The sequence below is a fragment of the Streptomyces sp. NPDC014870 genome, assembly GCF_043081505.1.
GTDB lineage: Bacteria > Actinomycetota > Actinomycetes > Streptomycetales > Streptomycetaceae > Streptomyces.
Genome location: NZ_JBIBWQ010000008.1, coordinates 373132 through 391604, shown reverse-complemented (window position 1 = coordinate 391604; position 18473 = coordinate 373132). Strand labels below are relative to the sequence as shown.

Genomic DNA, 18473 nt, shown 5'->3' with positions numbered 1-18473 from the left:
GTCACTGATCCTTGCTGGGGTTCGGTCGTCCGGCCTGGCCGCCCGGGGGCCGCGACGGCGGCGGGGGCGTGACGGAAGGCCCGGAGCCCGAGGCGGTTCCTGATGCGGAGGAGGGAGACGAGGGAGATACGGGCGGCATCGGGGCCGAGGTCCCCGAGCCGGTTGACGGCGGGGAGGGCGGCTGTGCCGTGCTCGGTGGCCCGTTGGCTCCCGGTGGGCGTCCGGCCGAGGCGTGGCCACCGGCCGAGGACCAGTCCGGAGAAGAGCTGACGACCGGGTCGGAGGTCGCTCCCTGTGGACGAGCGGCGGCCGGTGCACCGGACGTACCGGTGGTCTCGTCGCCGCCCTGTTGGCCTTCGGGTTGTTCGGGCTTGCCGCCGCCCGCGGCGGCGGTGCCCTGCGCACCCGGGGAACTGGTGGCCTTGTTCTTCGCCATGTCGACGCCGGCCTTGGCAACGGCGGCCCCTGCCGCGACCGGTCCGGCCACAGCAGTTCCGCCGCCCATCTTGACACCGGCAGTCTTGGCGCCAGCGGTCTTGGAGCCGCCGACCAATGAGTCCTGGACACGAGCGCCCATGGCCCTGTTGGCGTGCTGGGCGGGGCCGTCGACCGCTGCGGCCGGGCCGGAGGACTGTGCGCTCTTGCGGTCGTGGTGGAGGCTGGCCATCTCGTCGCCGAAGGCGGGCACCCACTTGTAGAGCGTGGCGGACGCGAAGACGGCGAGCAGAAGGATCAACGCGCCGACCAGGGTCTTGGAGACCGCGTCGGACATGCTCCCCGAGGTGTCGCTGAGGATCGCGCCGCCGAGGCCCAGCAGGGCGAACAAGATCGGTTTACTCAGGCCGATGGCGAAGATGGCGCCGAACCACTTCTTCGACTTGCCCCACAGGTCGCGGTCGACCAGCCCGGCGTTGACGATCGGCCCGAGCGCGACGGCCACGTAGATGGCCGCGCTGCGGATTAGCAGCTCGATCCACATCAGTAGGGCGCCGCACATCATGATGAGGTTGACGACCAGCAGCTGTCCCACGCCCTCCGTGGGGTTGGATGCCATGACCTTGAGGATGTTCTCCAGGAACGGCTTGAAGTTGCTCGTCGCGTACGGCTCGAAGATGGCCGTGACTTCGTCAATGGCTTTCATCAGAAGTGCGATTGCGCCCGGCGTCATGGCGTTGACCACGAACTGGAGGAGCAGGAAGCCGATCGCCTCGGACACGGCGGTGGTCACGGCGACTCCGCGGACCGCCCGCTTGGCCACGGCGATCAGCCACAAGGCGACGGTGAGCAGGCTGGAGGCCGCGAAAATGATCGCGTACTGCTTCAGGAAGCCGGGACTCGTCAGGTCGATCTTCGTCGTGTTCTGGATCAGTTCCAGCATCTTGCGCAGGAACCAGATGTTGGCCTCAGTGAGCTTCTGGAGCAGGAACCCCAGCGGGTCTTTGACGAAGTCGATGGCCGCCTTCGCCTCGCACACCATCGGGATGTAGCAGAAGGGGTTGGCCACCGCCGAGGGCACGAACACGAACCCGATGATCACGTTGACCATGGCCACCGCCTGGAGGCGGCGGCGCCAGCGGCCCGGCGTTCCCCGCTCGACGGTCAGCAGGCCAGGGGCGTCGTCACGCAGTCGCAGGCGCATTGCTGGCACCCCCCACGTCCGCGAAGCTGTTCGCCGGGTCAGCCTCCTGCATGGCCGGCGGCGACGGTACGAGCGGTTCGGACGGCGTGACGGCCGTCGTCTTCCAGGTGCCGTCTTCCCAGACCAGATCCACGGTCATCCGCAGGAAGGCGACCTGCGGGCGCTGCGTCTCGTCCTTCCCCGCGACGCCGCCCACCGACGCCGTCCAAAGCTCGATGCTCGCGGCCTGGTCGGAGTAGGAGATCGAGCGGGTGGCGAGCGCCGCAGTCCGCGTGATCAGTTCGCTGCCGTCGGCGGTCGTCCCGTCCGCGCCGACCCCGCGGTTCTCCATGACCAGACGAGCCGTCGAGTCTGTGTCCGAGGTGACCGAGTGCAGCACGCTCGAAGCGGCGGTGGCCGCCAGCATCCGGTGCCGCCAGTCCTCATCGGTGAAGAACCGGGGGTCGCCGTAGAGCATGGTGGCGCTGACGGCGGCGGCACGCGCGCCGCGCTCGTTGTGTCCGTACGGGGCCGGGAATCCGCTTCGGTCTTCGGAGCCGCTCAGCACGGGGTCTTCTGCAGCGCCCGGGGCGTAGTCCGAGAAGTCGGCCGGCACGTTGGACGCCTGCCGCACGTCGATCGGAGCGACCAGCCCCGTTGAGGCCGAGCTGTCCTTCAGCTTCCAGTCGTTGTCCTCCCAGGTGAGCGTCACCGTCACCGACTGGAAACCCGTCTTCGGTGTCGCGTGCCCGGCCGCGCTGCCGCGAACCGTCGTGGTCCACAGCCGCACCATCGAGCCGTGGGCGTCGAAGCCCAGGACGTGAGCCGACAGGACCCCGGTACGGGTGATGGCCTTCTCGGCGGAGACCTTGGAGGTGTCGCCTCGCAGTGAGCCGACCGCGTTCTCCGCCGCGTGGTCGGCCTTCTTCACCACGGTTCCGGCCGTGTCCTTGGCCGCCATGACGGCCACCGCACGGTGCCGAGCGTCCTTGTCCGTGAGAAACCGGGAGCTGCCCGCGATGGTCGTGTAGTTGGCCGCCGCCGCCTTGGCACCGGATCGAGTGTGCGGGTAGCCGACAGGGACGCCGTGCAGCTCGCGCACGCCTTCGCCGCTCGCCTGCGGAGCTGAGTGAGAGGGTGCTGACGCGGAGGGTGCCGTGGCCGGAGGGGTGCCTGTCGTCATGCTGACGACCACCCCGGCAGCCGTGACGACTGCCGCGCCGCCGGCCGCGATGCCCCAGAGCTTGGCCGACGAGCGGCGCACTCCGCTGGCTTTCGAGGAGGAAACGTTCCTCCGAGATCGGATAGGCATGGATCACACACCCATGCCGTACGTGATGGCGAAGATGGTGCCGAAGCTAGCCACGAGGAAGACGCAGGTCAGACCGCCGACCATCATCCCCTTGCCGCGCGAGCTGTCCATCGTGGAGTGGCCCTCGCCGAACCAGCCCTTCGACTTGCCGACACCGGCCAGGAAGGCGCCGGCGCCGACGACGAGGACGACGGCCGCGATGACGCCGAGGATCACCTTCGCCGTGCCGCCGAGCTTCCCGAAGGGGCCCCAGTCCGGCTTCACACCGGACACGACATCGGCACCGGCGGCGAGGGTCGCGTGCAGGGAAGGATCGGCAGCGGCAGACAGGAGGTTGTGCATTTTCGGCCCCTTGGTGCTGTAGGTGTTTGTTTGGGATGTTTTGGCGTGATTAGCCGACGTGCCGCATCGCGATGATCTGCGGCTTCCAATAGCTGAGCGGCTTGATCCGCACCTGAGCCCCGGTGCGCGGGGCGTCGATGACCTGGCCGCCGCCGATGTACATGCCGACGTGCTCAGGCCCGGCGCTGCCGGGAACGGTGAACAGCAAGTCGCCCGGAACGAGTTGGGAGATGGCCTTGAGGGCGGTCCCTGCGTGGACCTGGTCGTACGTGGTGCGCGGCAGGTTTACTCCTGCCGCTGACCAGGCCATCTTGGTGAGCGAGGAGCAGTCGCAGCCGCCCGCGCCCTCGTACGGCATGACACAGCTGCCGCCCCAGCGGTACCAGGTGCCCAGGGCCGTCTTCGCGGCCGAGATCGCGCGGGCGGCACCCTTGCCGGTAGGTGCGTCCGGGCTGACGGCGTCGGCCCATTCCGAGGCCAGCGCGCGGATGTTGCGCACGTACTTACGGGTCTCGGAATACGGCGGGATGCCGCCGTACTTGATCACCGCGCCGCCGCCCGCGTTGTAAGCGGCCAGCATGTTGTCAGTCGAGTCGCCCGGCACCTTCTTGACCTCTTTGGCCAAGGTGCAGTCGTACGCGGCCTGCGCGGCGACGGCGTCGGCAGGGTTCCGGACGTCCTTGACCCCGTCGCCGTCGCCGTCCCTGCCGTGCTGAGCCCAGGTCCCTGGCATGAATTGCGCGATGCCGAGGGCGCCGACGGGTGACGTCGCACCGGAGTTGAATTTGCTTTCGATGTAGAGCTGAGCCGCCAGGAGCGAAGCTGTGACTTGTGGGCACTCTCCCGCGTGCTTGTTGATCAACTCGCGTACCCAGCCCGGTACGGGCGCGTTCGTCTTGATGCCCCCGCCCGGACCGGCTTCCTGCGCCGAGGCGCTGTCGGCCCCTCCGAACGTGGTCAGCATGGCGACACCAGTGATGAGTCCGGCCGAGACGAGTCCCAGGCCAGCTTGCGTGCCCTTGTTCATCGCGGCCCCGTCACGCCCAGGGCAAGGCGGTGACGCGCCAGCCCTCGGAGGTGTGCTCCAGGCGGAGCGCGAGCTGTTCGCTACTGCTGCGTGCGCGCCCGGACTTCGGGGTCGTCGTGAGGGTGTAGCTCACCCGGACGAGAGCGGAGGAGGCCGTGGCCGCAGGTGCACCGTCGGGGACGGCGGCTGACGTGATCCTTGCTGTCTGATGTGCCTTCTCGGCCCGCAGGGCGGCCCAGGCGGTGTCCTGGCTCGGCCGCTTCTGGGCAAGCACGCCAGCGAGTTCTCCCGAGGCGAGCCGGGCAGCCCGAGCGCCGGCATCCGCGTACGAATGGTCGCCTCCGTCGCGGGCGTCGTGTTCCGCGTAGGCCGTAGCGAAGGCCCGAGCCGTCCGCTCAACCTCTGTCGGCAGACGGGTTGTTGACGGGGAGGCGGTGGTGCCGCTGTGCGGCGGAGCCGTATCGGGGATGCCCGCCGAAACGGAGCGCGGCTGCGGGGACGCGGTCGAGGCCGCGGACGTGCCGCTGTTCGAGCTGGAGCAGCCGGCCGACAGGAGAACCAGGGAGCCAGCCAAGCCTATTGTGGCTGAAATAGGTATGAAACGGGTGTATCGAGGCATGCGGGATCCACAACCTTGGTGCAAGAGATTTCGGAAGTGCGAGCGGCGCGGCCCCGCGGGGGCTGGGGGTCGCGCCGCTCCTTCGCAGGAAGAAGGGGATTCCTCCTGCGGGCTTTACCGGCGAATGCCGGGGAAATCGCAAAGCAGGCCGGAGCGTATAGCTCTATCTGCCTGTCTCATCTGCGGAAGAGGTCGATCGTGTTTCGCGTCTGCGAAACGGTTGAGCTGCCGGGCGCGTTACTCATATCAAGGCCATCAGCCCCTTCCGCGATTCGGACGAGATCGTGAACAGACCTCCACGGCCGAAAAATGCCTCGTGGCGTTGGCCGTGCCTGAATCCTTGCAGGGGTTCGCGGACAACTCGAATCACGAAAAAAGCCGGAACTCAATTCCTGGAATTAAGTTCCGGCTTTCGCTTGGCGGGAGGCTTGTGGGCCCTATGCGGCCCCGTGGCGCAGGTGCTCGATCGCCACGCCGAGCCACGGCGCGGCCGGGCCGGCCAGGAGCAGGGGCGCGCACGTGCTGTACGAGAGCACGACGGTGGGCGGTTCAGCGGTGACTCCGGTCAGGAGGGCGTGGTCGAAGGGCATCCACTCGTGAGCTCCCAGCGGCAGGAGCCGTACCCCGGCCGAGGTGAGGACCACCCGGGCGCCGGTGTGATCGCGCCACTGGGGAAGGGCGGCGTCCTCCGCTTCCTGCCGTCGACGGGCGTCGAGGCGACCGTTGCTTACCCACCGCCGGCCGAAGGTCGGGTGGTTCTCGAAATAGCCGGTGGCCGAGGTCGGGTAGTCGACCTCTGCCCCGTAGAAGCGGGCGGCGGAGCACGCCACGTCCGCGAAGGCGACCTCACCAGCCGCCAGGACAAGGCCGTCCGCCTGGATCGGCACAAGACCGCCCCCGCCCTGGAGGTGAGCCGCGAGGGCGGACGCTGCCTGCACGGCATCGGCGCGGGCGGCGTCCTCCGCCCGGTCGCGTGGGCGAGACCACATCGTCTTTCCTTCCTGATCAAGCTGACCGGCCGGGGTCTGTACGGCGTGAGCCGCAGAGGCCCCGGGCCCGTCATGAGATGAGATCACCACAGGGCGCTGGAGGCGGCAGCGGGTGCCTTCGCCGCCTCTTCATCCTCTTCCTTCAGCCGGGCCAGCAGCACGCCAAGACGGTCGTTGCTGATCGCCTGGTGCTTGCGGACGGCGTCCCCGACAACCTCACGACTGGTCCGTCCGGCCCGCTCGGTGGCGGCCCGCGCAATCGGCAGCAGCTCTGCCAACCAGTCGTCGTCCGCCTCCCGATCCTGGGGGCAATCCGCATCGTCCGGGACGGACGGCTTTTCCCCGTCCGCGGGGGTGCGGACCGCCGTGGGCGCAGCGGATTCCTTGCTCTCCGGAGCTGCCGTGGACGGCGCGCCGTCCGCAGGGCCGCCGTCCGGTCCGCCCGCGCTCTTGCCCTCGCTCACCGCTCCGTCCGCTTCCGCGGACGGGTGGGCGGCAGCGTCATCGGCACGCGGTTCTTGCTTGGGTCGGGGCTCGGCTTTCCGCAGGTCAACGGGTGCTGCGGCGGCGTCCTGCTGAGCGGACGGACCGCCCGTCAGCGGCCGTGGAGGCATTGACGCCGGTGCTTCCACCGGACGAGGACCGGGCTGGACTGGGACGCGTTCGAGCGTCGGAGACGTCTCGCGGACTGGTCCGGGACGGGTTTCAGCCCGGTCCGGGACCGATCGCTCAGCCGTCCGCGCCATCAGGATGTAGAGGTGGACCGATCCCGCCAGCGCGAGCGGCGCGAGCATCGACAACACCCCGACGACGCTGTCCGTGAGGTGCAGCGCGGACCGTCCGGCCTGCGGAGAATCGTTCAACGTGATGGCGTGCAGAGCGTTCGCGCCGAGGCTCGCCCCGGTCGCCGCGAGGAACAGGAACCAGGCGTAGAGCCGCGCGGCGAACCGCTGGTGCCGAAGGAGCACGATCGCCCGCACGCCGTAGGCAATGAACCCGTCGATGAACACCGGGAACAGGTAGGACAAGGTCTCCCTGGCGTGGATCGCGAGGGCGATCTGACGCAGTGCGTCGTACGAGAAGGCGAAGCCGGCCGCGCCGAGCAGGATGATCGCACTGCGGTCCCAGGCCGTCATTTCGTGCAGGCTGTAGCTCTCCTGCCGGTCGGTTCCCGCTGCCGTGTCTATGTGCGCGTATGACATCAGAGGGTGCCACCGTCACGCGGGCTGATGTCCTGCCATGCCGGGGTCTGCGAGAGCAACTGCCCGAGCTGCTCCAGGGAGGTCACCTGGTGCACGTGCTGGCTGGGGCAGCTCATGCAGGACACCCGTAGCGTGATGGACTCCGTGCCGCCCTGGTCGGAGTAGTACAGCTCCAGGTGCTGGCCGCCGGTGGTGTCGAGCGGGGCGAACGCCTGGAGGTGCTCTTCGAAGGACAAGAGACCCAGCGTCTGCCACTCCAGCGTGACCGCCTCCGCGCCGAGGAGCTGGTGGGCGAAGTGGGCCGCCGCCTTGGTGGACCGGGGACCCCAGTTGCGGAAGGCGTCTTCCCGAGCAGCGGTGCGCCGCTTCTCGCCGGCCGTGAGGTGTTCGGCCGCAGAGACCATGATCGGGTGGGGCATCGCGGGGCCTTCCATGGAGTTGCTGGTGGAGATCGTGTCGCCGTCGCCGGGGGCGTCGGCGAGACGGAGCAGGACGTCCGCGTGGCACGGCACGTCGAGGGGGCAGGTGCACATGAGGTCCAGGCCGCGGAGCGCGCGGGCGAACTCGTCCGCGTAGCAGCGGCCGACCGGCCCCCGGAGCGTCGCGGCGAACAGGTCCACCGCTTCCTCCGCGCCCATCGGGGGCCCGGCCGATGACGGGCTTCGGTCCCCTGCCGTGAACGGGTTCGCGTACGGGCTGAGGGGCCCGACGTATGCACAGGCTGTGGACAGGGCGGCGTCCGGTGCCGCTCCTTGCAGACGAACGGGCATCAGGCCGCCCTCCCGCCGCGCCGACGGTCCGCACCGACCATCGGGACCAGGCTGGTCACCATCTCGGCCAGTCGGCTCGCCACACGGGCCCCGACGAAGTCGGTCACGTCCGGCCCGCTCTCGTCCCGCGCGGGCAGGTTGGACGTGATGACGGTCGGGAGGCAGTGGTTGTACCGGTAATTGATGAGGCGGTACGTCACCTCCTCCACCCATTCCGACGCCTTCGCCGTGCCGAGGTCGTCCAGCAGCAGGTACTGCACCTCGCTGAGCCGCCGAAGCTCCCGCTCGGCCGCACCCATAACCTGCGAGGGCCGCAGCCTGCCGTACATGTCGGCGCTGTTCACGGTGATCACTTCGAACCGGTCCGGGCCGCCGGCCGCGATCCTCCTCAGCGCGCCGTACGCCTCGTGCGTCTTGCCCGTGCCGGTCTGGCCGGTCAGGAGCAGGGCCCCGGCGGAGGCGTTGTCGGCCAGAGCCCGATCGGCCCAAGCCTGTACCTCCGGGAGGCTCGCGTCGGCGTCGCGGTACCGGGGCGGCGTCGCGGCGCTCCAGCGGCCCAAGGCGTAATCCGCGCGGGCCCGGTGGTGCCACTGCCGGTGTCCCGGGTTCTCCTCCGCCGAGTCGTCGTCAATCGCTTGCGGCACGGCCTGTAGCCCTCTCGCTGCGAGTATCCGTTCCATGGCCCGCAGGGATGCGGCGCTGCCCGCGCGCTCTAGGTTGGGGGCCATGATCAAAATCCGTTCTGGTAGGCGCTGGGCTGGGCGGTGTTCTGGAAGGGGACCCACGTTCCGGGCTGCCGCCGCAGCGGGACGACGTTGGTCCGGGCCGCCGGTTCCGGGGCCTGGTTGGGGAGATCCGCCCAGATGCGGAGCAGGTAGCGGGCGGACAGCGGCGGGCGCTCGGAGTTCCAGCGGCGGGCGACCATCTCGACCAGCTGGTCGTGGCCCCATCGGGCCGCGAGGGCTGTTACCCGGTCCCATTCCGCTCGGGTCAGCCGCCAGCCGACGATCATCCCGGCCCCGGTCATCGCCGCCACCAGCTCCCGGGCGCCTTCCGGGACCTCGACCGAATCTTGTCCAGCCGGAACTTCCCGGAGATTTGAATCAGAAAAGCTAGCTTGCTTGTTGGTGGTAATACTCCCGTAGGGAGTATTACCACCACGTGCGCGCGAGGAAGTAACTTCCGGATCGCCGTGAAGAGACTTCCAGCTTGAAGGGTCCACAGGGGATTTCGGGGAATAATCCTCTTGGAAGTCCCTTCCGGATTGAGGTACACCTGAGCCCGAAGAAGGAAGTTCCGTCCCCTCGTGCGCCGCCGTACCGCCGGCCTGGCCGACGAGGAGGATCGAGTACCTGCTGGGGTTGGACGCCCCTCCTCCGCGTTCGCGGCTCAGCTCCCCGAGCGACGTCAGGTCACCGAGGCACGTCGTGATCGAGCGGACCGTCAGCCCGGTCAGCCGCGATATCTCCTCCAGGGTCAGGGTCGCTTGCCCCTGATCGTCCGCCTCCCGGGCGAGAGCGAGCAGGACGAGCCGCGAGCCCCTGCATGCCTTGGACTCCGACCACACCAGCTCCGTGGCTATCTGGCTCATCCGAAATTCCCGTCTGATATCTCTATTCGCCGTGCCGGTACGAGGCCGAAGGACTGGTCGTCCTCCGGGATGTACCCCTTCTGATGCGGCTCCGGGGTGAGGTAGAGATCCCCGGTCGGAAGGTAGAAGTCATGGGCGACCCGCCAGTCCGCGAGGTTGCCGAAAGTCCGTCGGACCAGCCGCGCCACACCCTCTTCGGTCTTGTGGTCGAGAAATGTGCGGTAGAAATCAGGCTCGAACAGGTAGGTGAAGCCCCGCCGCACCGGAAAGATGCGGACAAGCACCGCATTGGGTGCAACCATCTTGATTTCATCCCCGAGACTTCTCCGCGTCGCGGCAGTGAGATTGTTCTGAGACATGGTTAAGCTCCAGGTCGCAAGGAATTCCTTGCGGGAAGAATCGTTTCCTCGCGGCCGTCAGGCGGCGTCAGCGCTTCGAGCCGGCGGCGGCGCCATTTCGGTCCTGCGCTTCTGCCGGTGGGCCCGTGCCAGTTTCAACAGGTACTCGTGGGTGATTCCGAGTCCCCGAGCCACAGCGGCGGCGTCCATCGCGCGGTCCGCCGAGAACCGGGCGATCACCTCGTTGCGCTCGGCCTTGCTCAACGCTGCGGTTGAGCCGCGCAGAGCCCGCCCCACAGCGTTCGCGTCCATGCGCTTTTGCCAACTGGCACGCAGGGCGGAGCGTTCCGAGGCGATCAGGCCCCCGCGAATCCCGAATTCCTCGTCGTTGCGCAAGGACTCGACCAGGCAGCGGGCGGCGGTCGTCAGCGGGCAGGCCGCGCACAGGTTCAGTGGCCTGACCAGGGAGAGGCCCAGTCGTTCCACCGTTTCCATCGGTTCGGACTGCGGGCCGTCCCCGAGGGGAAAGAACATGTCGGTATCCCGCCCGGAACAGCGGGCATTCTCCGCCCAATGCTTCCCCCGGGCCTTCTCGGATTCCCTGATGAGGGGGCTCCAATCGCCCCGCAAAGCCGCCTCAGAGAGGTCGGATATTGTGGTTCTCATTTCGCCTCATGGTGCTAGCGGCACGCAGCGCCGTATTCGGCCCGGTGCGAGAAAAGGAATCGAGAGCTGTTGGAACTCTCGTTAACGGGGAGGCGCAAGTTACGCGGCTTCGCGGTCGACCGAGATGTCGGTAACAGGCTTAGCGAAGTTGTAGACGCGCGATTCACCGGGGATCGAGAATTCGACGTCGAGGATTTTCCCCAGCGTCTCCCACTTCTCGTGGTCCCAGTCCGGAGAGGCGTCGAGTTGTGCGCTCACCCAGGCGTCAATGGAGGCGTCGAGGTCGTCCGCGTCAGCCACGGCCGCCCTCACGCTTCCAGCCCGCGAAGGGTGGCCGTCCGGAGGTCGAACGCATGGCCCGTCGCCGCCCACGGCGCGTGGGGGAAGGACCTGATGATCCACCGCGCGAGCGTCAGGGCCCGGGCGCGGGGGACTCGGAGGGTTCGGCCGCGGTCGTCCACGGCGGTCAGTCGCAGGTGGGGCCACAGGGTCCGAGGACCCTGGAGCCGGACGTGGACGACGACGGCGCCGGGCAGTATGGCGGCGAGCCGGACGGCGAGCCGCTCAGCCGGCCCCGAAGCGATGTCCTGCTCCGGGTTGCGCTCCGTAGTGGGGGTCATGCGACACTCCTCTATGTGGTACGCCACTCCGTTGATGCCGTGCTAGGAGCACGGAGTGGCTGTGCGTGACCACGCGCCCTCGCGAAGGGAGCAGGTCACAGGCTGTCTGGCGTCCGGGAGGTGCGAACTCACGGGCGCCGATGGCGTTTTGAGGGGAGGGCGCGCACGCCAGCGGCGTGCGGGTTCCTCCCCTCAAACACGCCGGACCCGGACGGGATCGGCGTGTTGGCGACGACGAGGGGGTGCGAATCCCCTCGTTTTTCGCTAAACTGAAGCTATCGCAGTTCCCTGAAAAAGTCAACGTGCCGAGGTTTCTTCGGCTCAGGCAAAAAATGAGGTCAGATGCCAGCCCGTCACTTCGATCGACTCCGGGTGCGCTCGGTGCGTCGAGCTGCCGAGATCCCGCAGTCCGACGTGGCCCAGGGTGTCGGGGTCGGGGACTCGACGGTGGCGGGATGGGAGCTGGGCAGCTCGGTTCCCGACCAGGAGAAGCTGCCGGCCCTCGCGCGGGTGCTCGGGCAGCCGCTCGACGAACTCTTCCCTCGCAGTGGTCCGCCGGACCTCACGGACCTGCGGTGCGACGCCGGCCTCTACCGGAAGGAGACGGCGGCGGTCATCGGCATGAAGAGTGACGGCCCTGTGGCCGGGGCGGAGGGGGGCGTTCGGCGTCTCAAGGACCGCTACGTCCCCCCGCTGGCGGACGCCTACGGCGTGACCGCCGATGAGTTGCTGCGGGCACAGGAACGTTCGTTTGCGAAGCGTTCGGGCGGCGAAGAGGCCAGCGTCGAGGCCGCTCCCGAGGAGGCGCCTCGCACGCTGGCCGAGAAGATCACGCTGATGCTGGAGCGCTCCTACCCGGCGGGGACTGCACCGGGGGACGCGGAGATCGCGGCGGCGGTGAACGCCCACGCGGGGGCCGAGGTCACGTCGGTCGCTGAGATCGAGAAGCTGCGGACCGGCCGGAGCGAGGACGCGGCACCAGTGGTCCTTGAGGGACTGGCCGGGTTCTTCGGCGTCACGCGCATGTACTTCGAGCCGGACGAGGAGGTCGCCCGCCAGGTCTACGAAGGACTCCGGCTGATGGGCGCCGCCAAGCAAGGGAAAGTGGGCCGGGTCCGGGCCCGAGGTATCGGCGCAGAGGGACTGCCGGCTGGGGTCCTGTCGATCCTGAACAACCTCGCCACCGAGTTGGAGAAGGCCGACCCGGACACCGGCACGAAGTAGTGCCTGCCCCGCAGCCGCCAGGGCCGGGGGACAGGCACTAACAACGGTGTGCTTCCTACTCAGCCGCGTCCGGCTGGTAGCGCTGCCCGGCCGCGAGCACGGCCTTGATGCTCCTCAGCGCGGCGAGATCAGCGAGCGGATCGCCCTCGACCAGCAGGAGGTCCGCGCGGAACCCGGGGGCGATGCGCCCGGTCACCGATCCCAGGCCGAGGGCTGCTGCTGCCTCGCTCGTCGCCATGTCGATGATCGAGCTGTTCGTCAGGCCCAGGTGGGAGTAGAACGCCAGGGCCGGGACCAAGCCGTCGAACCCGGCGCGCTGCACGCCGGCGTCAGTTCCGGCCACCAGGCGCACGCCCGCGTCGGCCATCTGCCGAACCAGGTCGAACATCGCGGCGGCCCGTTCCTCACCGAAGATCCGGGGGAGCATCTGCCAGTGCGGGCTGACCGCCGGGCAGACGGCAATCCGCCGGTCGATGATCTCCGCCAGCACATCCTGTCGGAGGTCGAGGCCGCGGTCCGTCATCCACGTGCAGTGCTCGATCGTGTCCACACCCGCCGTGACGGCCGCGGCGATGCCATCCGACCCATGGGCATGCGCGGCCACCGGCACGCCCGCCTGGTGAGCTTCGTCCACCAGGGCGGCGAGTTCGTCAGCTGTGAACTGGCTTTCGTGGCTGGCCGGGCCGCCCTTGGTCAGGCCCCCGCCGGTGACCATGGCCTTGATGACCCCGGCGCCGGCCGCGACGTTGCGGCGGACCAAGTCGCGCACCTCAGACTCGCCAGAGACCTCGCCGCCGAGGAAGTGGCAGTGACCGCCCACCGTCGTCAGCGGGGTGCCCGCAGACACGATCCGCGGCCCGGGAACGTGGCCCTCGCTGATCGCCGCAGCCAGTCGCAGCGCGAGGCCGTTGCGGTCGCCGAGGTCACGGGCGGTCGTGACGCCGCTGTGCAGAAGCTGCTCGGCCCGGCGGCACATGTCCTCGAAAAGGATCTCGTCCGTCGAGCTCTCCAGCGTCGACACCGGGTCCGGGCTGCCGTCGAACGCGAGGTGAACGTGGGCGTCGATCAGCCCCGGCAGCACCGTCCCGTCGAAGGCGAAGCGGGCTACGTCGGCGCCGGCCTGCTGCTCGATCTCCTCGCGTGGGCCGACCGCGGTGATCGAGTCGCCCTCGATGAGCACCGCGCCGTCCTCCAGGTACCGCCCCGAAGCGATCAGCACCCGCTTGCTGGTGATCAGCATTCCGTCTCCTTGATCCTTGCGGGTCACGCCGCATCTCGCAGTGCGTCGGACACCGCAATCAGCTGTTTCACATCCGACTGCCGGTCGCTGCCCAGCGCCATGGCCAGGGGCACGGGCGGCCGCTTTTCGGGGGTACCCTTCCCGATCCGGGCCGAGGCCCGGCGAAGGCGCGCGGCCAGCTCCTTCGCGTCGATGTCCAGAAGACTGCCGTCCTCCCCCTCATCGAGCAGGTGCGGGCTGATGTCCACCAGGCCGTCTCGGCACTCCACGATGCGGCGGTGGTAGCGCCGGTGGGTGCCGCGAGCCCGCCAGCGGTCCAGCGCCGCGGGCGAGGCCGGCCGCAGTACGTTTTCGGGGTACGCCTCGCTCAGCAACTCCCACAGCGGGGCGAGCCGCCTGTGGTCGCGCCGGTGCCGGAGCCAGAGGCGAAGGGAGGAGATCCGGGCCCGCGCTGCCGAGTACGTGATCCCGGTCGCGAACAGCAGGATCGAGGCCACCAGGAGGAAGGCCACGGGTGCCATCACCGGCTTGGGGATGCCGACGCCGGTCCAGCGGACCGCGACGATGACGGCACGAATCGCGCAGGCTGCGGCCATCGCGCCCAGACCCACCGCCGCCATCCACAGGCCGGTGGAGTGCGGGCGCCGAGACATCCGGGCATAGCGGCGCGTCCACCGGGCCGCCATCGCGAGGGCGTACATCAGGTACAGACCGGCACCGCTGTAGAAGAAGGCGATCTGCGGAATCGTCATGTCGGCCGTGCTGAACGAACCGGCGAAGACCTCGTGGGGCACCGACAGGGCCGCCACCGTGATCGCGACGATGACGACCGAGACGAGCACTCCTTCGTTCCGGGCCCGGACGCGGCTCGCTTCGCCGTCGGAGGCCGAGTGGAGGTAGAAGCACATGAGGTAGTAGACCGCCAGGAGCAGCAGCACGTTCTGGATCAGCTTTGCCGTCCCGTGGCCGGCGACCATGTCGACGCCGGAACTCCCGCCGGGCATTGTCACCGGGTACGACAGTGCGGCGCAGGCCAGGCAGAGCGTCACCGCTCGCAGCGGTCGGTCGCCGGGGGAGCGCTTGAGCTGGTAGAGCTTCCACAGGAGAGCAGCCAGCAGCACCAGGAGTAGCGGTTCCACGGTTACAGCCACCCCCGCCGGTCAGCGAGCGCCGCTTCCACGCGGCGCACCTCGGGGTCGTCCGACAGCGGAGTGGTGCCGTCCAGTACGGACGACCACTCCAGGATGATCGTGGCCACCAGCTCGACAGAGCACTCCTCGCCATCGTCGTACGAGCACCGGCGGCGCGCGACGCGCTTGATCGCCTCAGGGGTGAACCACGGCAGCATGCTGGCCCAGCCCTCGACGTAGACGGCCATCTCCTCGGCCGTCTCCTCAGCCGCCTCTGCGACAGGTGCGTCCTCGGTCGGTTCCCCAGCCGCGGCTTTCGCTGCGGCCTCCTCGTGCTCCGCGACGAGGATGTGCCCGATCTCGTGCAGGCGGATGTGGTCTTGGTGCAGGCGGGTCGTCTCCGACTGGTAGAGGATCACGTCGTGGTCGTCGTACTCGACCCAGAGCCCCGACGGCCCCGGCTTCTCCAGGGGAGCCTCCAGCATGTAAAGCGGCCGTCCCCGCCGCTTGCTGAGCGCCTCGCAGAGCTTGTCCACGTCGAGCGGAGGCGTGATCCCGAGGTCCTGGAGCTCGCGCCGGATCAGCCGGTGCAGATCCCTCTCCACCGTCCGGCTCGCCGCCGGAAGCCAGCGGCCGAGACCCCAGCCCCGGCCCGCTCTGCCCTTCGCTGGCACCTCGCCAAGGCCCGTCGCTCGAAGGCGGCCCTTCCCTGACCACATGTGAGTAATACCTTCCGACATGCGAGTGATGGCTCCCCCCGAGCCGGGCGACACCGCACCTCGTGAAGACGCTGTTCAGGTCCCCCGAGGCCGGCGGCGGCAGCGCCGCCCACCCGTACGTCCCGCGGCTACTGGTCAGGCGCACAGCCTGACCCTCCAGAGCGCATCGCAGCAGGTGACGAGGCTCAATGGAGCTTCCGGGGACCTCCATGGACATTACGTGACGTCCCAGCCAAGCCATGGCTGAAAACCATGATCGACTTGAATGCCTCACGGGTGATCATGGAGTGGCAAACCGTGTTAAATCACCCCATGACTCATTCGCTCAAGGCGTTGAGCTGCGCGTTTGGTGGACGGTCCGGGCGCGCCAAGGTGCGCGATCATGGAGCCATCCTGTTGCTGATCCGTAACCTTCCGGCCGGGGGCTTGTCTACGACTCCGGGTCGTAGAAACCGCAGTTCAGGCGGGTTGTGGCCATACTCACTTCGGTGCAGTCCCGGTAAAAGCCGCTATACGCTCAAGTCATGCCAAACGCGATATCAAGCCAACCCGACAGCTATGCCGAGTTCTGGTCCGAGTACCACCTGTGCACCCTGACCACGCTCCGCCCGGACGGCCGGCCCCACGTCGTGCCCGTCGGCGTGACCCTCGACGCCGCCGCCGGTGTGGCCCGAGTTATCACACGCAAGTCCAGCAAGAAGGTGGCCAACATCCTCGCGGCCGATGGGCCCGCCCGAGTCGCGATCTGCCAGGTCGAGGGTGGCCGGTGGGCGACCCTCGAAGGCACCGCGGAGGTCTGCACGGACGCCGCAGCCGTCGAAGACGCCGTCGAGCGCTACGGGCAGCGGTACAACCGCACGCCGGCCCCCGATCCGGAGCGGGTGGTCATCCGGATCTCGATCGCGCGGGCGATGGGCCACACGGCACCGCCCGCCCGGCGGCCGTCCGCAGCTTGAGCGATCAGCCGAGCGTCCAGCGGTGCGGACCAGCCCGCTGTTCGCCGCCCAATGGGATGAGGGGCGGGGCCGCCCCTGGGTGTCGGCCCCGCCCCTCCTCCATGCTGCTCGACCGCTGTCGAGCGCCGGACTGCTACTTCCACACAGGGATGAGCCGCTTAGGGTTCGGCGTCTTGTTCCCCTTCTGCCCTGGAAGAACCTGGACGGCGGAGAAGATTTCGAAGAGCACGTGACGCTTCTGTGAAAGGTCGTACTCGCCAGCAAGCCACTTCTTGGCAACGTCGTTAGGTGCCTCGTTCTGCACGTCTGCGGCCAGTTCAAATTGGGCCCGCTCGCGACGCAGGTTCTTGACTTCCTTCTCCAGCGGAATAGCCAAGCGATAGAACATGTCGGCGGGGACTTCGTCCTCCTGCCACCTCTTTTCCAGTTCGGCGAGCTTGTCCGCCTTCTGCTGAAGTTTCTGTTCGTGGGGCCATGCGATCTTGACCGGAACGAAAGTTGCCTGGGCCTTCTTAAGTTTCGCCAGTACCAGGCGCTGGAGCTGCTTGTCGACCATGGGGCCAGAGATCGAGTTGTGCGAGCACGTCGAGCACGTGTAAACGTACGGGCTCCGCTTGCTCGTGGTCTTCGAGCCGCCCATGGCCTCGTTGCAGACGCGCGTCGTGACCGTCCCGTTGGTCTCTTCCTGGATGCGGTACTGGCAGCGAAGGAGCGTGGAACCCAGGTACTTGATGGTCTTCGGGATGCCGGTGATCCTGGGCGTGCCGGAGCCACGGGCAAGGTAAGTGCTGCCCGGTCCGAAGGTGGCGCACACCGCACGCCATTTCTCCGGCGTGGTCACGGTTTCCCAAACTCCCACGATCGGGGAGTCGTCGTCATCCAGCACGAGTTCGCCGCGGTTCGCGCGATATCCGCACACGCGCGGCGCGGTCATCATCTGTGTGAGGGTCTGCGGAACGATATCGCCTCCGCGACTGCCCTTCAATCCTCGCCGCCGCGATTCGGCGCAAAGGGTACTCATGGCTTTTCCCTTGATGCGCTCGTCAATCGCCCACGCGAGAAAGTCTGACTCGACCCGCCGAAGCGTCGTCCGGTCTTCCTCCCAGCCGAACGGCCTCGGGCCGCTGTGAGGCAAGCCGTCGAGTATTCGGTCCTGGTGCCAATCGCGGATTCGACGCTTCTTCTTCATGGCCTCGGCCTTGTTGACCACCGCCATGATGCCGGTCTTGATGATCTCGCTTTCCTCGGTGAGATCCATCGGGCCCGACGGGGTGTAGAACCGCCGGCTCGGGTCGAGCGTGATCGCCTCGACAAAGTCCTCCCAGTCCCGGTCCGTGCGCTGCACGCGGTCCTGGTCCACGCAGATGACCCCGTGGACCGGGTAGCCCTCCGAGGTCTGCCCCCGGCGGAGGTCCCGGAGCATCGCCTGGAAGTCTGGCCGGACCACGTCGCGCTTCGAGGCCGACAGGTCGTTGTCGGTGTACCGGTGAACGATCACGGCATTGTGGCGAGCCGCGTTCCTGTCGTTGCGACGGTGCTGGTTGGCCACACCCTTACCCGCCGACCACGCGGATGTGGCGGCCTTCTTCTTGTTGTGCTTGCGCCAGTCGTCCGAGATCCGGGAGTACGCGATCAAGAACGGCGTATCGGGGTGCAGCCGGGCAAGCTCCTCCGGCGGAGCGAGCCCGGCGGGCCTGCCGCGCAGCTCAAGATCGTCCGGCCCGGTCTCGTCGGGTGGAACGGTGGACATGGCGTGTTGGTGACTGGTTGCGCTCAAGGGGTTACTCCTATGCCACTCCGTTGATGCCGTGCCGGGAGCGCGGAGTGGCTGTGCGTGACCACGCGCCCTCGCGAAAGGGAGCAGATTGCAGGCTGTCTGGCGTCGGGGAGGTGCGAACTCACGGGCCCCGATGGCGTTTTGAGGGGAGGGCGCGCACGCCGACGGCGGGCGGACCCCTGCCTTCCGCCGCGCCGGGGACCCCGGACGGGATCGGCGCGGTGGCGAAGGTGAGGGGCGCGAATCCCCTCGTTTTTCGCTAAACTGAAGCTATCCCAGGTCCGCAAAAAGGTCAACGCGCCGAGGTTTCTTCGGTTCAGCCCAAAAGGGCCT

At 68.3% G+C, this 18473-nt stretch carries 20 protein-coding genes; 2 read left to right on the top strand and 18 right to left on the bottom strand.

Annotation, left to right across the window (positions count from 1 at the left end; genetic code table 11):
* Position 1: 1 nt before the first annotated feature.
* From ACF09C_RS24475 to ACF09C_RS24410, 14 genes are all read right to left on the bottom strand, one after another.
* A complete protein-coding gene (locus ACF09C_RS24475; RefSeq protein WP_392094240.1) occupies positions 2-1639 on the bottom strand; it encodes a hypothetical protein in 1638 nt (545 codons plus the stop codon).
* The gene (locus ACF09C_RS24470; RefSeq protein WP_392094238.1) at positions 1620-2720 is read right to left on the bottom strand and encodes a hypothetical protein; all 1101 of its coding nucleotides are present in this window, start codon (positions 2718-2720) and stop codon (positions 1620-1622) included. The genes ACF09C_RS24475 and ACF09C_RS24470 overlap by 20 nt, the downstream gene beginning before the upstream one ends.
* A gap of 213 nt (positions 2721-2933) precedes the next feature.
* Positions 2934-3272, bottom strand: coding sequence for a hypothetical protein (locus tag ACF09C_RS24465; RefSeq protein WP_392094236.1), 339 nt, complete (start codon positions 3270-3272; stop codon positions 2934-2936).
* Between the two features lie 49 nt (positions 3273-3321).
* Complete coding sequence (locus ACF09C_RS24460; RefSeq protein ID WP_392094234.1) at positions 3322-4299, bottom strand: NlpC/P60 family protein; 978 nt, start codon at positions 4297-4299, stop codon at positions 3322-3324.
* Positions 4300-4309: 10 nt separating this feature from the next.
* Complete coding sequence (locus ACF09C_RS24455; protein ID WP_392094232.1) at positions 4310-4573, bottom strand: hypothetical protein; 264 nt, start codon at positions 4571-4573, stop codon at positions 4310-4312.
* A 782-nt stretch (positions 4574-5355) separates the two neighbouring features.
* Complete coding sequence (locus ACF09C_RS24450; RefSeq protein ID WP_392094230.1) at positions 5356-5907, bottom strand: hypothetical protein; 552 nt, start codon at positions 5905-5907, stop codon at positions 5356-5358.
* Positions 5908-5990: 83 nt separating this feature from the next.
* The gene (locus tag ACF09C_RS24445; protein ID WP_392094228.1) at positions 5991-7109 is read right to left on the bottom strand and encodes a DUF2637 domain-containing protein; all 1119 of its coding nucleotides are present in this window, start codon (positions 7107-7109) and stop codon (positions 5991-5993) included.
* Positions 7109-7879 carry a DUF6195 family protein gene (locus ACF09C_RS24440; RefSeq protein WP_392094226.1) on the bottom strand — a complete coding sequence of 257 codons (771 nt, stop codon included), beginning with the start codon at positions 7877-7879 and terminating at the stop codon, positions 7109-7111. The genes ACF09C_RS24445 and ACF09C_RS24440 overlap by 1 nt, the downstream gene beginning before the upstream one ends.
* Positions 7879-8523 carry an ATP-binding protein gene (locus ACF09C_RS24435; protein ID WP_392094224.1) on the bottom strand — a complete coding sequence of 215 codons (645 nt, stop codon included), beginning with the start codon at positions 8521-8523 and terminating at the stop codon, positions 7879-7881. The genes ACF09C_RS24440 and ACF09C_RS24435 overlap by 1 nt, the downstream gene beginning before the upstream one ends.
* Positions 8524-8609: 86 nt before the next feature.
* The gene (locus ACF09C_RS24430; protein ID WP_392094222.1) at positions 8610-8915 is read right to left on the bottom strand and encodes a hypothetical protein; all 306 of its coding nucleotides are present in this window, start codon (positions 8913-8915) and stop codon (positions 8610-8612) included.
* Between the two features lie 551 nt (positions 8916-9466).
* A complete protein-coding gene (locus tag ACF09C_RS24425; protein ID WP_392094221.1) occupies positions 9467-9829 on the bottom strand; it encodes a hypothetical protein in 363 nt (120 codons plus the stop codon).
* A gap of 57 nt (positions 9830-9886) precedes the next feature.
* Complete coding sequence (locus tag ACF09C_RS24420) at positions 9887-10474, bottom strand: WhiB family transcriptional regulator (RefSeq protein ID WP_392094219.1); 588 nt, start codon at positions 10472-10474, stop codon at positions 9887-9889.
* 99 nt (positions 10475-10573) lie between these two features.
* Positions 10574-10774 (bottom strand): hypothetical protein, encoded by a 201-nt coding sequence (locus ACF09C_RS24415; protein WP_392094218.1) that lies wholly within the window; start codon positions 10772-10774, stop codon positions 10574-10576.
* An 8-nt stretch (positions 10775-10782) separates the two neighbouring features.
* Positions 10783-11094 (bottom strand): transcriptional regulator, encoded by a 312-nt coding sequence (locus ACF09C_RS24410; protein WP_392094217.1) that lies wholly within the window; start codon positions 11092-11094, stop codon positions 10783-10785.
* Positions 11095-11475: 381 nt separating this feature from the next.
* Here ACF09C_RS24410 and ACF09C_RS24405 point away from each other — a divergent pair, with 381 nt between their 5' ends.
* On the top strand, positions 11476-12318 hold the full coding sequence (locus tag ACF09C_RS24405) for a helix-turn-helix domain-containing protein (protein ID WP_392094215.1): 843 nt from the start codon (positions 11476-11478) through the stop codon (positions 12316-12318).
* A gap of 55 nt (positions 12319-12373) precedes the next feature.
* Here the strand turns inward: ACF09C_RS24405 and ACF09C_RS24400 are convergent, their stop codons facing one another.
* From ACF09C_RS24400 to ACF09C_RS24390, 3 genes are read right to left on the bottom strand one after another with little or no spacing between them, the layout of a single operon-like run.
* Positions 12374-13558: an amidohydrolase family protein gene (locus ACF09C_RS24400; protein WP_392094214.1), complete on the bottom strand. Its 1185-nt coding sequence runs from the start codon at positions 13556-13558 to the stop codon at positions 12374-12376.
* A 23-nt stretch (positions 13559-13581) separates the two neighbouring features.
* Positions 13582-14697 (bottom strand): MAB_1171c family putative transporter, encoded by a 1116-nt coding sequence (locus ACF09C_RS24395; protein WP_392094212.1) that lies wholly within the window; start codon positions 14695-14697, stop codon positions 13582-13584.
* A 2-nt stretch (positions 14698-14699) separates the two neighbouring features.
* Complete coding sequence (locus ACF09C_RS24390; RefSeq protein ID WP_392094211.1) at positions 14700-15293, bottom strand: hypothetical protein; 594 nt, start codon at positions 15291-15293, stop codon at positions 14700-14702.
* Positions 15294-15931: 638 nt separating this feature from the next.
* On the opposite strand from ACF09C_RS24390, the gene ACF09C_RS24385 reads away from it, so the two are divergent.
* Complete coding sequence (locus ACF09C_RS24385; protein WP_392094210.1) at positions 15932-16363, top strand: pyridoxamine 5'-phosphate oxidase family protein; 432 nt, start codon at positions 15932-15934, stop codon at positions 16361-16363.
* Between the two features lie 133 nt (positions 16364-16496).
* Here ACF09C_RS24385 and ACF09C_RS24380 read toward each other — a convergent pair whose 3' ends face one another.
* On the bottom strand, positions 16497-18140 hold the full coding sequence (locus ACF09C_RS24380; RefSeq protein WP_392094209.1) for a recombinase family protein: 1644 nt from the start codon (positions 18138-18140) through the stop codon (positions 16497-16499).
* Between the last annotated feature and the right edge of the window lie 333 nt (positions 18141-18473).

Excerpts from the sequence above, each read along its gene's own strand:
- ACF09C_RS24440 (WP_392094226.1), bottom strand. The coding sequence starts at position 7,879 with ATGCCCGTTCGTCTGCAAGGAGCGGCACCGGACGCCGCCCTGTCCACA.
- ACF09C_RS24445 (WP_392094228.1), bottom strand. The coding sequence starts at position 7,109 with ATGTCATACGCGCACATAGACACGGCAGCGGGAACCGACCGGCAGGAG.
- ACF09C_RS24460 (WP_392094234.1), bottom strand. The coding sequence starts at position 4,299 with ATGAACAAGGGCACGCAAGCTGGCCTGGGACTCGTCTCGGCCGGACTC.
- ACF09C_RS24400 (WP_392094214.1), bottom strand. The coding sequence starts at position 13,558 with ATGCTGATCACCAGCAAGCGGGTGCTGATCGCTTCGGGGCGGTACCTG.
- ACF09C_RS24475 (WP_392094240.1), bottom strand. The coding sequence starts at position 1,639 with ATGCGCCTGCGACTGCGTGACGACGCCCCTGGCCTGCTGACCGTCGAG.
- ACF09C_RS24385 (WP_392094210.1), top strand. The coding sequence starts at position 15,932 with ATGCCAAACGCGATATCAAGCCAACCCGACAGCTATGCCGAGTTCTGG.
- ACF09C_RS24465 (WP_392094236.1), bottom strand. The coding sequence starts at position 3,272 with ATGCACAACCTCCTGTCTGCCGCTGCCGATCCTTCCCTGCACGCGACC.
- ACF09C_RS24410 (WP_392094217.1), bottom strand. The coding sequence starts at position 11,094 with ATGACCCCCACTACGGAGCGCAACCCGGAGCAGGACATCGCTTCGGGG.
- ACF09C_RS24450 (WP_392094230.1), bottom strand. The coding sequence starts at position 5,907 with ATGTGGTCTCGCCCACGCGACCGGGCGGAGGACGCCGCCCGCGCCGAT.
- ACF09C_RS24420 (WP_392094219.1), bottom strand. The coding sequence starts at position 10,474 with ATGAGAACCACAATATCCGACCTCTCTGAGGCGGCTTTGCGGGGCGAT.
- ACF09C_RS24425 (WP_392094221.1), bottom strand. The coding sequence starts at position 9,829 with ATGTCTCAGAACAATCTCACTGCCGCGACGCGGAGAAGTCTCGGGGAT.